Annotated in this window: 10 protein-coding genes; 2 read left to right on the forward strand and 8 right to left on the reverse strand. The window is 73.3% G+C overall.

What is annotated here, in order from left to right; translation table 11 throughout:
• Positions 1–52: 52 nt before the first annotated feature.
• The 6 genes from egtD to ACLQ2T_RS02025 all read right to left on the reverse strand — a co-directional run bounded on the left by egtD (position 53) and on the right by ACLQ2T_RS02025 (position 6051).
• Positions 53–1018, reverse strand: coding sequence for an L-histidine N(alpha)-methyltransferase (egtD, locus tag ACLQ2T_RS02000; protein WP_425764256.1), 966 nt, complete (start codon positions 1016–1018; stop codon positions 53–55).
• Between the two features lie 41 nt (positions 1019–1059).
• Entirely contained in the window at positions 1060–1806 is a 747-nt protein-coding gene (gene egtC, locus ACLQ2T_RS02005; protein ID WP_425764257.1) for an ergothioneine biosynthesis protein EgtC, read from the reverse strand.
• A 10-nt stretch (positions 1807–1816) separates the two neighbouring features.
• Positions 1817–3154, reverse strand: coding sequence for an ergothioneine biosynthesis protein EgtB (gene egtB, locus ACLQ2T_RS02010; RefSeq protein ID WP_425764258.1), 1338 nt, complete (start codon positions 3152–3154; stop codon positions 1817–1819).
• A complete protein-coding gene (egtA, locus tag ACLQ2T_RS02015; protein WP_425764259.1) occupies positions 3151–4398 on the reverse strand; it encodes an ergothioneine biosynthesis glutamate--cysteine ligase EgtA in 1248 nt (415 codons plus the stop codon). Before egtA ends, egtB begins: the two co-directional genes overlap by 4 nt.
• Before the next feature lie 188 nt (positions 4399–4586).
• Positions 4587–5432, reverse strand: coding sequence for a hypothetical protein (locus ACLQ2T_RS02020; protein ID WP_425764260.1), 846 nt, complete (start codon positions 5430–5432; stop codon positions 4587–4589).
• Position 5433: 1 nt separating this feature from the next.
• A complete protein-coding gene (locus ACLQ2T_RS02025) occupies positions 5434–6051 on the reverse strand; it encodes an RNA polymerase sigma factor (RefSeq protein ID WP_425764261.1) in 618 nt (205 codons plus the stop codon).
• Between the two features lie 477 nt (positions 6052–6528).
• Between ACLQ2T_RS02025 and ACLQ2T_RS02030 the strand changes: the two genes are divergently transcribed.
• Entirely contained in the window at positions 6529–7896 is a 1368-nt protein-coding gene (locus tag ACLQ2T_RS02030; RefSeq protein ID WP_425764262.1) for a serine/threonine-protein kinase, read from the forward strand.
• A gap of 101 nt (positions 7897–7997) precedes the next feature.
• Positions 7998–9260, forward strand: a complete 1263-nt coding sequence (locus tag ACLQ2T_RS02035) for a nucleotide sugar dehydrogenase (protein ID WP_425764263.1) — start codon at positions 7998–8000, stop codon at positions 9258–9260.
• Between the two features lie 82 nt (positions 9261–9342).
• On the opposite strand, the gene ACLQ2T_RS02040 is transcribed toward ACLQ2T_RS02035, so the two are convergent.
• Positions 9343–11829 (reverse strand): ABC transporter permease, encoded by a 2487-nt coding sequence (locus ACLQ2T_RS02040; RefSeq protein WP_425764264.1) that lies wholly within the window; start codon positions 11827–11829, stop codon positions 9343–9345.
• Between the two features lie 5 nt (positions 11830–11834).
• Positions 11835–12635, reverse strand: a complete 801-nt coding sequence (locus tag ACLQ2T_RS02045) for an ABC transporter ATP-binding protein (RefSeq protein ID WP_425764265.1) — start codon at positions 12633–12635, stop codon at positions 11835–11837.
• Positions 12636–12762 lie beyond the last annotated feature (127 nt).

The following is a 12762-nucleotide window of genomic DNA, read 5'->3' on the forward strand; positions in this document are numbered from 1 at the left end:
CCAGCCTAGCCGACCACCGATCGGTCGGCTCGACCGGACGGGGAGGGGGCGGTCAGTCGGCTCGGGCCAGGGTCACCCCGAACAGGCCGTCCGGGTCGGTCCAGAACCGTTGCGCGGGCAGACCGGCCGCCGCCAGTTCGGCGGCGATCCCCTCGGGGCGGAACTTGGCCGACACCTCGGTCCGCAACTGCTCACCCGCGGCGAAGTCGACCTCCATGTCCAGCACCCGGACCCGCATCGGTCGTCGCGCCCGCAGCCGCATCTCGATCCACTCCTGCTCCGGATCCCAGAGCGCGACATGGTCGAAGGCCTCCGGGTCGAAGTCCGCGCCGAGTTCCCGGTTGAGCACCCGCAGCACGTTGCGGTTGAACTCGGCGGTCACCCCGGCCGCGTCGTCGTACGCGGGCACGATCACCGAGGGGTCCTTGACCAGGTCGGTGCCGACCAGGAACCAGTCCCCCACCTCCAGGGCGGCCCGCATCCGGGCGAGGAACTCGACCCGCTCGGCCGGCAGCAGGTTGCCGATGGTGCCACCCAGGAAGATCACCAGCCGCCGGCCACCGGTGGGCAGTCGGTGCAGGTCACGGGTGAAGTCACCGACGATCCCGCGTACCCGCAGCCCGGGGTGCTCAGCGGCCAGGGCCGCGATGGATCCGCGCAGCGCGCTCACGGACACGTCCAGCGGGACGAAGGTGCCCGGACCGCCCCGGCGGGCGAAGGCGTCCAGAAGCAGCCGAGTCTTCTCCGAGGATCCGGAACCCAGCTCGATGAGGGTCTTCGCACCGGTCACCTCGGCGATCTCGGCCGCCTGCTCGGCCAGGACGGCACGCTCCGCCCGGGTCGGGTAGTACTCCGGCAGCCGGGTGATCTCGTCGAACAGCTCGCTGCCCCGCGCGTCGTAGAACCACTTGGGGGGCAGCCACTTGGCCTCGGCGCTCAGCCCCACCCGTACGTCCCGACGCAGGCTGTCGGCGATGTCCTGCTCGTCCAGGTGGATCTCCAGCGGTTCCGTGCTCATCTGCTTCCTCTCGGTAGTGCTGATCGGTGCCGGCGGTCGGCTCAGGGGGCGGCCAGCGGCCACTGCCGCACGCTTGTCGCGGTGGCCTGCACGAGGTGGCCGTCCGGCACCTCCCGCCAGCCCGGGTCGTCGTCGTGGGGCTCGGAGGCCAGCAGCACCGAGTCGGGCCCGGCCCGCAGGGACAGGGCGTGCCCGGTGGTGGTGGCGACCGCGGTGTGCCCGTCGGTGAGCAGCAGGTTCAGCCGCGACCCGGGGGCGGCGGCGGCCACCGCGCTGACCGTCTCGGCGACCGCTGACGCCGGATCGACACCGGCCCGCAGCCGGTGGCGCACCAGCGCCCACAGCAGCGCCGAGTCCGTCGCCGCGTCCAGGGTCAGCAGGTCACGTACGGGCAGCTCGGCGGCGAGGGGCACCAGCGAGTCCGGCCAGCCGCGCACCACCCCGTTGTGGCTGAACAGCCACCGACCCTCCGCGAAGGGTGCGGCGGCGCCGTCCACGACCGCCATGCCGACCGTGGCGGAGCGCACCGCGGCCAGCACCGCCGTGGTCGAGGTGACCGCCGCCAGGTCGGCGATGGTCGGGTCACTCCAGATCGGCTGGGCCCGCCGGTACCGCACCGGCGGACCCTCGCCGGGATACCAGCCGACCCCGAACCCGTCGGCGTTGATCGTGCCCCCGCCGCGCATGTCGCGCGGCGCCCAGGACTGACGCAGCAGCGAGTACGGCGGATCCAGGAGCACCTCGCGCAGGGTCACCGGCGGCCCCAGGTAGACCAGGTGGCGGCACATCAGCCGACCGTCACCGGTGGTCCTGTTCGAGGTCCGCGTCCCGGGCGCAGCGGAAGCCGCTGAAGATCTGCCGACGGATGGGGTAGTCCCAGTTGCGGAAGGTGCCCCGGCAGGCGGCCCGGTCGGTGCCGAAGGAGCCGCCCCGCAGCACCTGGTGGTCCTCGCCGAAGAAGACCTCCGAGTATTCGCGGTACGGGAAGGCGACGAAACCCGGATGGCCCCGGAAGCTGGTGGAGGTCCACTCCCACACGTCACCGATGAGCTGGTGCACCCCCAGCGGTGAGGCGCCCGCCGGATAGGCACCGACCGGCGCCGGCCACAGGTGCCGCTGCCCCAGGTTGGCATGCGCGGAGGTCGGCTCCTCGTCGCCCCAGGGGTAGCGCCGGGACCGACCGGTGGCCGGGTCCCAACGGGCCGCCTTCTCCCACTCCGCCTCGGTGGGCAGCCGCTTGCCCGCCCAGGTGGCGTACGCCTGCGCCTCGTGGAAGCAGACATGCACCACCGGCTCGTCGTCACGGACCGCAGACCAGTGGCCGAAGCGCCGGTACGCCCACCCGGAGCCGTCCCGCCGCCAGTGCAGCGGCGCGCTCAGCTCGGCCTCCTGACGGTGTCGCCAACCCTGCTCGGTCCACCAGCGGGGGTCGTCGTACCCCCCGTCGGCGATGAACTCGGCGTACGCCCCGTTGGTCACCGGGGCGGCGTCGATGAAGTACGCCGGCAACTCCACCCGGTGGGCGGGCCGCTCGTTGTCCAGGGCCCAGGGGTCGGTGTCGGTGCCCATGACGAACGGACCGGCCGGCACCAGCACCTCCCCGGCCGGCCGTACGGTCGGCTCGGGTGGTGGCGGCGCCTGGAGCACCGCCGGCCCGGACCGCAGCTGGTGGGTGGCGAGCATGGTCTCGTCGTGCTGCTGCTCGTGCTGCACGATCATGCCGAAGGCGAATCCGTCGGCGACCAGCGGACGGTTGTCGAAGGCCACCCGGTCGAGCAGGTCGAAGACCTTGTCCCGGACGGTCGCCAGATAGGCCCGCGCCTCGGTCGGTGGCAGCAGCGGCAGGGCGGGGCGGTCCCGGCGGGGCTGCTTGAAGGCGTCGTACAGGTCGTCGATGTCGCACCGCACCGGCTCCCGACCGCCGACGTCGCGCACCAGCCAGAGTTCCTCCTGGTTGCCCACGTGGGCCAGGTCCCACACCAGCGGGGACATCAGCGGCGAGTGCTGGCGCATCAGGTCGGCGTCGTCCACCACCTCGGTCAGCAGGGCGGTGCGGGCCCGGGTGCGTTCCAGTTCCGCGGCGATCCGGCTACGCAGGGCCTCGGCGTCTGCCCCTTCGGTAGCGGTGTGGGTCACCCTTGCCTCCTTCGTGCCGCGGCCCGCCGTCGGCGCAGCCCTCGGTCGATGTCGTCGTGCAGTCGCGCCGGCAGGTCCAGCCGAGGCAGTGCCGTCCGGGCCAGGTCGAACAGCTCGGCGGCGGCCGAGGCCAGCGCCGGGTCACGCAGCCCGTGTCGGGCCGCGAGTTGCCACCGGTCGGCGACCGGGGCGGCCACCGCGAAGGCCGAGTCGGTCGTCTCGGGGTCGCCCAGCAGGGCGGCGAGCACCGCCAGGGGCAGCGCCCAGTCCCGGCCCGGCTGCGCGTCCAGATAGCGCAGTTCCAGGTAGCCCCGCGGGCGTACCGGTGGAAAGAGGGTGCTCACGTGGTAGTCGAGGTCGTCGACAGTGGGGGGTCGGGACAGCGCGCCGTCGAGCCAGTCGGCGAAGGTGACCCCCGGTGGTGCGGTCCAGTCGCCGTCGCCGTCGCCGTCGCCGTCGCGGACGCAGAGCAGCGGGGCGGCCAGCACGTAGGCGGTCCATGCCGCGACCGGATCCCGGTCGGGCCGGTCGGGCTCCCAGACCGCGGTGGTACGGGCCGGGTCGATGCCCAACCAGGCCGCCATGCGGGCCGAGGCCCATCCGGTGGGCGCTCCGGCGTGCCGGTCGGCGGTGGCGAAGGCGGCCAGCAGGGGTGGCCCGACCGCGTGCACCAGAGCCCAGCGGGTCGGCAGCTGCCCCGGCTCACCCGCGTCCAGGCAGACCTGAAGGCCTGCCGTGCTGTACATCATCGTCCGCCCGGCCGGGCCCCGCCGGTCGAAGAACCGGCGCATGGCCCGGTAGCGGGGTGTGTCGATCACCGGTGTGGGTGGACGGTGCGGATCGAGTCCGGTGCGCCCCAGCCGCAGCCCGGCGGTAGCCAGTAGGCGGGCCAGTTGGTCGATGTCGGACTGGGTGGCCCGGATCAGGGCGGCCACGGAGGTGCGCGGTGGGGTGGAGATCTCCACCTGGCCACCGGGTTCCACGGTCACCGCGCCGCCGCGCAGCAGCCGCAGCGCCGGGCTGGTCGGATCCAAGGTGGTGGGACTGTAGGGGCCCAACGCCGCGCGCAACCGCCGGGCCTCGACGGGGCGGGTCGGGTCGACCGCGTCGTGGACGGTCCATTCCAGCTCGACACCGGTGCAGGTCGGTGGCCCTGTCTTGAAGCAGATCCGGGCGAGGTGCCGGGCAGCGGCGGCACGGTCCCGCAGCTGCGGGACCCGGTCCAGCTCCGGTGACATCACCATGCGACGGCTCCCTCCGCGGCCGGCTCTGCCCTCTCAACTTAGCCGGTACCGGTGACATCGGCAGCCCCGTTGACCGGTGTTCAGTGCGTGGAGAGAACGCCTCCTCGCGTCCCGGTCGCCGGTGCGCCCGGTCGCCGACGGGCTGCCCGGCACCGCGCCGCCGGGTCAGCTCCACCCGGGGGTACGGCTCAGGGGAAGACGGTCGCCGGGCTGATGGACCCGGCGTCGAGGCCGCGCCGGGCCAGCCACTGCGGGTCGGTCTCGGCCAGCAGCGCCTGGCAGTACGCCGTGACGTTCTCGGCGTCACCGGCCACGATCACCAGTTCATTGAAGGCCGGGGTACGCAGCGCCTTCTCCCGCTGCCGTTCGGACTTCGACAGATAGGCCTTGCAGAGGCCGGGTCGGTCGGTGATGTTGTCGGAGTTTCCGGGGCCGACCGGCGAGGTGGGTTCCGTGGTCGGCTCGAGCGAATCGGCGGGTGCCGGCGGGCCGGCCGGCGGGGTGGGTCCGACCTCGGTCGGGGCGACGCTGGCCCCGAGGGTGGCATCCGGGGTGGGGGTGGGGGTGCCCTCGGGCGCCCCCCGGGACGGGCCGATGCCGCCCCGGTCGGGCTGGGCCTGGACGGTGCTCGGTGACGGCGCGACCCCGGCGGTGTGCGGGGCGGGTGGCGGCCGTTCGGCCGGGCGGTCCAGTCGTACCGCCGCCAGGGCGGCACCGGCGGTGGCGGTGGCGGCCAACCCGGCGATCCAGACCACCGCACCGGCGGTGAACCGCCGACGTCGGGTGCGGGGCTTCGCCGCCGCCGTCTGATCGTGCCGGGCGGCCCGGAAGGCGGCCAGGGCCGCCTCCTCGCCGGTGAGTTCCCAGGGCCTGGGCGGGGCGGTCGCGGCGTGCAGCAGGGCGGCCAGCGGGTCCGAGGGGGCGTTCGACGGCGTGGCCTGCCGGGGCTCACGGACGGCATCGAGCAGGCGTTCGTCATCGGTCGGCGCAGCGGAGCCCTCCAGCCGCCGCAGGAACATCCGGATTCCCCTCACGTCAACCGTCCACCGACTCGACGTGCGGCGCCGGCGAGCCGGTACGCGGCAGCGGCGGCGTGGCCGTCGCGCCGCTCTCCTCGGCCCGCTGCCCCAGCATCAGCGCCAGCCGACGCAGACCACGGTGGGCGGCGGTACGCACCGCCCCGGCCCGGCGGCCGAGCACCCGCCCGGCGGTCTCGGCGTCGAGTCCGACGACGGCGCGCAGCAGAACCGCCTCGGCCTCCCGGGGCGGCAGGCTGGCGATCATCGCGAGGGCGGCTTCCGTGCCGATGCTCTCCCCGGCGCGCTCGGCCGTGTCGGCGTCCCCGGCCAACTCGCTGAGTTCCTGCACCGGCACCGGCAGGGCGGGGCGACGACGTTGCCGCCGCAGGTGGTCCATGGCCCGGTTGCGGGCGATGGTGACGACCCAGGCACGGAACTCCCCACCGCTGAAGTTGGGCAGGTCGCGGGCCACCTGCAACCAGGTCTCCGAGGCGACGTCCTCGGCGGCGTCGGCACCGACCAGGGCGGTCAGATAGCGCAGCAGCCCGGGCTGGAGGCTGCGATAGAGGAAACGGAAGGCCTCCTCGTCGCCGGCCTGAGCCGATTCGACGGCCCGACTCAGTTCACCGGACATGGCCTTGCCGCTTCCGTCCTGTGTCGGCGTGCGTAGCCCCGGGTGCGGGACGAACGTCCCGGGCTGGACCTGTTCCCCGCACCCCGCCCCCGTCAACCTGCTCGTATCCTGGCCGCTGTGGCCCGGATGCGGATTGTTCCCGACAGCACCGCCGACCACAACCACCGGTGTCGCCCAAGGATCGGAACGCGCCCCACCTGCGCCAGGGTGCAGGGCACCGGTGCCCGGCACGACAGGTGACAAATATCCGCCCTCCTGACCGGCGTTTCGCCGTAACGACCCGCGCCCGGTCGACGCTGAGGACCCTCCCGGCTGATCACCGACCGGCCATCCGGCCCGACCCCGCTGCGGGACGCAGCCACCTCGTCACCTTTGGTCGTCACCGCACCGGCCGGCGCCTCGCCCCACCCCCCGGGAGACCTCATCCGCACGGACGGCAGACGCGCCGATCAGGCCCACGGTGGGTACGGTGGTGCCGTGTTGTCTTCGGAGGTCGTACTCAGCGGTCGGTACCGCCTGGACGAACGTGTCGCCACCGGCGGCATGGGCGACGTCTGGCGCGGCACCGACCTGATCCTCGGCCGCCAGGTAGCGATCAAGGTGCTGCTGCCGTCCCTGGTGTCCGACCCCGACTTCATCGCCCGGTTCCGGGCCGAGGCCCGGATGATGGCCGCCCTGCGCCACCCCGGCATCGTGCAGGTCTTCGACTGCGGCGAGGACGAGCTGGCCGACGGCGGCCGGGCCGACTACCTGGTGATGGAGTTCGTCACCGGCCAACCCCTGTCGAAGCGGATCGAGGCCGAGGGACGCCTGGACATCGCCGAGACGATGTCCGTGGTGGCGCAGGCCGCACAGGCCCTGCACGCCGCCCATCAGCGCGGCATCGTGCACCGTGACGTCAAGCCCAGCAACCTGCTGGTGCAGGAGGACGGCACCGTGGTCCTCGTCGACTTCGGGGTCGCCCGGTCGGTCAACGTGACCAGCATCACCAGCACGAACGCGGTGCCCGGCACCGCCCTCTACATGGCCCCCGAGCAGGCCGCCGGACGCCCCGTCTCCGGGGCCACCGACCTGTACGCCCTCGGCGCGGTCGCCTACTGCTGCCTGATCGGCAGCCCGCCCTTCACCGGCGACAACCCCCTCCAGGTAGCCGTACGACACCTCGACGATCCGCCGCCGGAGCTGCCGCACGACATCCCGGAGGCGGTGCGGGCCCTGGTCGAGCGTGCCCTGGCCAAGGATCCCGCGGACCGGTTCAGCAGCGGGGCGGCGATGGCGGAGGCGGCCCGCAGCGCGGTGTCGGACAGCTCCCTGCCGACCGCGATGGTGCCGGCCGCCCTGGCGGTCCGCGGCCCCGGGCCGGACACCCGGACGGCCGACACGGTGGCGCAGAGCGCACCGGCGGGCGCCCGACGGGGACGCGGCACCCTGGTCGGTGCCCTCACCGCCGTGGTGGTCGGCCTGGTCGCCCTCGGCGCGGCCCTCGGCGCGGCCCGTGACGCCAACACTCCGGCGGTGCAGGTGCCGAGCAGTCCACCCGCGGCCGGCTCGGTCGTGGAGCAGGAGGCACCGGTCGACGACACCGAGAGCGAGCCGGTTCAGGTGTCGCCGTACCGTCCGGCCGGGTCGACCGGCAGGCCGACCTCCTCGCCCTCTCCCTCGGTGACCACGGAGCAGCCCAGTGAGTCGCCCGAGCCGCCGGCCCCCGAGCCGGAGCCGAGCTCGCCCAGCCCGTCTCCCCCCGCCAGCGAACCCAGCTCGGCGCCGCCGCCGGCCTCCTCCCCACCGCCGAGCACCGAGCCGACCAGCGACAACCCGCCGGTCGACGACAGCGCCACCAGCTGACCCCACCCCAACACCACCAGAATTCCCTAAACGGACACCTTGCATCATAATTCGCCTTAGGCTCCCTACCACCAATCGCTGGCGGATGCTCGGGAGCCCGGATGCACGTGGACAAGCTGGTCGTCGTGGGCCAGGGGTACGTCGGCCTGCCGCTTGCCATGCGCGCCGTCGAGGCCGGCTTCGAGGTGGTGGGTCTCGATGTCGACACCGATCGGGTCAAGCGACTCGCCTCGGGTGAGTCCTTCGTGGCGGACATCCCCACCGACCGGCTGGGCCGGGCCCTGGCGACCGGCCGGTACCACCCCAGCAGCGAGTACGCCGACGCGGAGGATTTCGACTTCTGCGTGATCACCGTGCCCACCCCGCTGCGCGACGGCACCCCCGATCTGAGCTTCGTCGAGGAGGCCGGCAAGGCGATCGCCCCGTACCTGCGGGCGGGCTGCACGGTCATCCTGGAGTCGACGACCTACCCGGGCACCACGGAGGAACTGCTGCGGCCCCTGCTGGAGTCGGCCAGCGGGCTGCGCAGCCCCGGCGACTTCCACCTCGGCTACAGTCCCGAGCGGATCGACCCGGGCAACCGATCCTGGCGGCTGGAGAACACCCCGAAGGTGGTCTCCGGGATGGACCCGGCCGCGCTGGCCCGGGTGGACGGGTTCTACCGGCGGCTGGTGGAGCGTACCGTCCCGGTGGACTCCACCCAGGTGGCCGAGTTGACCAAGCTGATCGAGAACACCTTCCGACAGGTCAACATCGCGCTGGTCAACGAGCTGACGATGCTCTCGCACCAGTTGGACATCGACGTGTGGCAGGCGATCGAGGCGGCGGCGACCAAACCCTTCGGGTTCATGCCGTTCCGGCCGGGGCCGGGGGTCGGGGGCCACTGCCTGCCGATCGACCCCTGCTACCTGTCCTGGCAGGTCAAGCGCCGACTCGGACGGCAGTTCCGGTTCATCGAGCTGGCCAACGACATCAACCACGAGATGCCCGAGCATGTCGCGCAGCGGGTGATGGCCGGGCTCAACCGGTCCGGTAAGGCGGTCAGCGGTGCCCGGCTGCTGCTGCTCGGGCTGGCGTACAAGCCGAACACCGGCGACATGCGTGACTCCCCGGCGGTCGACGTGACCCGGCGGTTGCGCGAACTCGGCGCCGAGGTCCGGGCGGTCGAGCCGTACGCCGCGGCGCACCACCTGCCCGAGGGGGTGCTGACGGTGGGACTGACCGAACGGGAGATCCGCGAGGCCGACTGCGTGGTCGTGATCACCGATCATGACGTGTTCGACTACCCCCTCGTCGAACGGCACGCCCGGTACATCTTCGACGCCCGTAACCGCTGCTCCGGTCCGAACGTGGAACGCATCTAGGGCGGCCCCGCCGAACCGGCAGGGCCGCCCCTCCGGGCCGGACCGACGCGGGCAGCCCCGCCGGTCCCGGCCCGGCCGATCCTCACCGGTCCGCGAGCGCCTCCACGACCGGTCGACGCAGTGCGCGGCGGGCCGGCAGCACCGAGGCGGCCAGCGCGGCCAGCACCGCGGCGGCGAGGATGCCGCCGAGCTGCCCCCAGGGCACGGCCAGCACGAAGTCGCCGCTGAACCGGGCCAGGATCGCCATCACCGAGCCGGTGACCGCGGTGCCCAGGGCGACCCCGAGCAGCGCACCGACCAGCGCGGTCAGCACGGCCTCGACGGCCAGCATGGCGCGCATCCGGGGCCGGGTCAGGCCGACCGCCCGCAGCACGGCGTTCTCCCGGGTCCGCTCCAGCACCGACAGGCTCAGCGTGTTCGCCACCCCCACCAGGGCGATCACCACGGCCAGGCCGAGCAGGGCCACCACGAAGGCCAACAGCATGTCCACCGTGCTGGTCAGCATCCGCTTGTACGCCGCCTGGTCCAGCAGGTTGACCGTCGGATAGTCGGCCAGGACCGCCTCGATCGCCTCTCGGGCCGATTCCGGTGACACCCCCTGGGCCGGCTCGATCTCGGCCAGGTAGCCGCGCTCGTCGGGGAAGAGTCGGGTGAAGTCCGCCCCGACCAGCTCGACGACCCGACCGGGCGACACCGGTCCCTCGGCGACCTCCGGGCCGACGATCACGGCCGCCACCTCGAACGAGTGCCCGCGCAGGTCGATCCGGTCGCCGGGCGACCAGCCCTCCTCGGCGGCCAGCTCCCGGTGCACCAGCACCCGGCCCGGCCCGAAGCTGTCGACCTGCCCGGCCACCACGGTCTGCACCTGACGGCCGACCAGCGCGGGATGGGCCGCGCGGATCCTGCTGTCGTCGACGATGCGGGACCGCTGCTCGTGCACCACCCCCAGTTCGGGTCGGACGGCCAGGGCCTCGACCACTCCGGCGGGCAGGTCCCCGCCGATACCGGTCACCACGAAGTCCACCCCGATCTGGGCGTCCACACTGCGGTCGATGGCGGCCTTGGTGCTGTGGGCACCCACCACGAAGGAGGAGACCAGACCGATGCCGATCACCAGGGCGGTCGCGGTGGCGGCGACCCGTCGGGGATTGCGGACCGCGTTGGCCACGGCCAGGGCGGCGGTGACTCCCAGGACCCGCCGGACGACCACCCCGAACATCCGGACCAGCGCCGGCACCAGCACCGGACCGAACAGCACGATGCCGAAGAAGCTCAGCATCCCACCGAGGGCGACCAGCACGATCTGCCCGGTGCCACCCGCCCCGGCCAGGGCCGCCACGCCGGCCGCGAGGACCAGCCCACCGAAGATCAGGCGCAGTCGGCCGGCGGACCGGGTGACCTGGAGGGCGGCGTCGGTCAGGGCGGCCACCGGGGCCACCCGGGTGCCCTGCCAGGCCGGTACGAGGGCCGAACCGACCGTGAGCACCGTGCCGATGACGAGGCAACTGAGCACCGTGGGGGCGGTGACGGTCAGGTCCCCGTCGAGGGGAACATTCAGTTGGTCCATCAGCACGCCCAGCGCGGCGGCCAGCCCGATCCCGACCAGTACCCCGACCGCCGAGGCGAGCAGCCCGATCACGGCCGACTCCAGCAGGGTCGCCCGGAACACCTGTCCCCGGGTGGCGCCGACCAGCCGCAGCAGGGCGGTGCGCCGGGTGCGCTGGGCCAGCACGATGGTGAAGGTGTTGGCGATGACGAACGCCGCCACCAGCACGGCCACCGCCGCGAAGACGATCAGCACCATGTTGAACTGGTTGACGTCGCGGACCGCGTCCTCGACGGCGGCGTCGAGGATCTCCGTCCGGGTGTGCACGGTCGTGCCGGCCACGGTGACCTGGGCGATCCGCCCGGCCAGCACCTCGTCGGTCACCCCCGGCTCGGCGGCCACCAGGATCCGGTGGTAACCCGGCTGTTCGGTGACGGCGAGGGCGTCCGGGCCGACCAGGCCGATGAAGGGCCCGCCGATGTCGCGCGAGGTGCCGGCCACGTCGACCACCCCCACCAGGGTGTACGGCCTGGCTGCGCCACTGGCCCCGCCGACCCGGACCTCGGTGCCCAGGGCGAAGCCCTGCTCCTGGACGGTCCGCTCGTCGAGCACCGCCTCCCCGGCCCGCTGGGGCATCCGCCCGGCCACCACCTGGTAGGACTGCAGGGCGGGGTCCACGGGTACGGCGGCCAGTACCCCGAAGCCGAGCACCGGGCGGCCGTCGGAGCCCACCACCCCGGCGGTGCCGACCAGTTCCGCCGCTGCGGCGCGGACCCCCTCGACCGCGCGTACCTTCTCGACCAGGGCGCTGTCGATCAGATTCCGGTCGGCCTCGGTGTCCAGGTAGACCCCGACGTCGGTGTGCCGGTCGAAGGTGGCCGCCCGTTCGTAGGTGCCCGCCCGCATACCGTCCACGAAGATCAGGGTGCCGGCGATGAAGGCCACCCCGAGGACCACGGCGAGGGTGGACATCAGCAGACGCGCCAGGTCGGCGCGGAGCGTACGCAGAGTCAGTCGGATCATGCCGGTCACCGTCCCCGTGCCGCGGCGACGGCACCGGCGGCCCGGTCGGCGACGGGATCGAGGTGGGCGAGCACCTCCAGGATCCGGTCGACGGTGGGTGCGGCGAGGTCGCGGACCAGTCGGCCGTCGGCCAGGAACACCACCCGGTCGGCGTGGGCGGCGGCGATCGGGTCGTGGGTGACCATGACCACGGTCTGTCCCAGGGTGTCCACGGCCTCCCGCAGCAGCCGCAGCACCTCCGTGCCGGCCCGGGAGTCCAGGTTGCCGGTGGGCTCGTCGGCGAAGACCACCCACGGCTTGGTGACCAGGGCGCGGGCCACCGCGACCCGCTGCTGCTGGCCGCCGGACAACTCCGCCGGTCGGTGCCGCAGCCGGTCGGTCAGCCCGACGGCGGCGACCACCTGACTGAACCAGCCGGGCTCGGCTCGTCGGCCCGCGATGGCCAGCGGCAGCAGGATGTTCTCCTCGGTGCTGAGGGCGGGCAGCAGGTTGAAGCGTTGGAACACGAACCCGATCCGGTCCCGGCGCAGCAGGGTCAGCCGCCGGTCGTCGAGCCGTCCCAGTTCCGCGTCGCCGATGCGTACCGTGCCGGCGGTGGGCCGGTCCAGACCGGCCAGGCAGTGCATCAGTGTCGACTTGCCGGAGCCGGAGGGGCCCATGATGGCGGTGAACCGGCCGGCGGCGAAGTCGACATCGACATCGTCGAGGGCGACCACGGCGGCCTGGCCGGTGCCGTACTGCTTGCGCAGGCCCTGGGCGGTGACGGCGACCCCGGCGGTGAGCGGGGCAGGTGGTGCGAGGGACACGGGGAACTCCGAACGAATGGTGATCTCTGACGTCTCCAGACGCTACGGAGAGCAACCCCCGGTGGAGATCAACCTGGGCGCTCGACCTGGGTACGACCCAGGTCGCCCCGGACCGGAGGGACCCGTA

This window comes from Micromonospora sp. DT229, assembly GCF_049844505.1.
GTDB lineage: Bacteria > Actinomycetota > Actinomycetes > Mycobacteriales > Micromonosporaceae > Micromonospora.

Bases quoted from the DNA above. Each gene is read 5' to 3' on its own strand.
- egtA (WP_425764259.1), bottom strand. From the start codon at position 4,398: ATGGTGATGTCACCGGAGCTGGACCGGGTCCCGCAGCTGCGGGACCGT.
- egtC (WP_425764257.1), bottom strand. From the start codon at position 1,806: ATGTGCCGCCACCTGGTCTACCTGGGGCCGCCGGTGACCCTGCGCGAG.
- ACLQ2T_RS02040 (WP_425764264.1), bottom strand. From the start codon at position 11,829: ATGATCCGACTGACTCTGCGTACGCTCCGCGCCGACCTGGCGCGTCTG.
- ACLQ2T_RS02035 (WP_425764263.1), top strand. From the start codon at position 7,998: ATGCACGTGGACAAGCTGGTCGTCGTGGGCCAGGGGTACGTCGGCCTG.
- ACLQ2T_RS02025 (WP_425764261.1), bottom strand. From the start codon at position 6,051: ATGTCCGGTGAACTGAGTCGGGCCGTCGAATCGGCTCAGGCCGGCGAC.
- egtD (WP_425764256.1), bottom strand. From the start codon at position 1,018: ATGAGCACGGAACCGCTGGAGATCCACCTGGACGAGCAGGACATCGCC.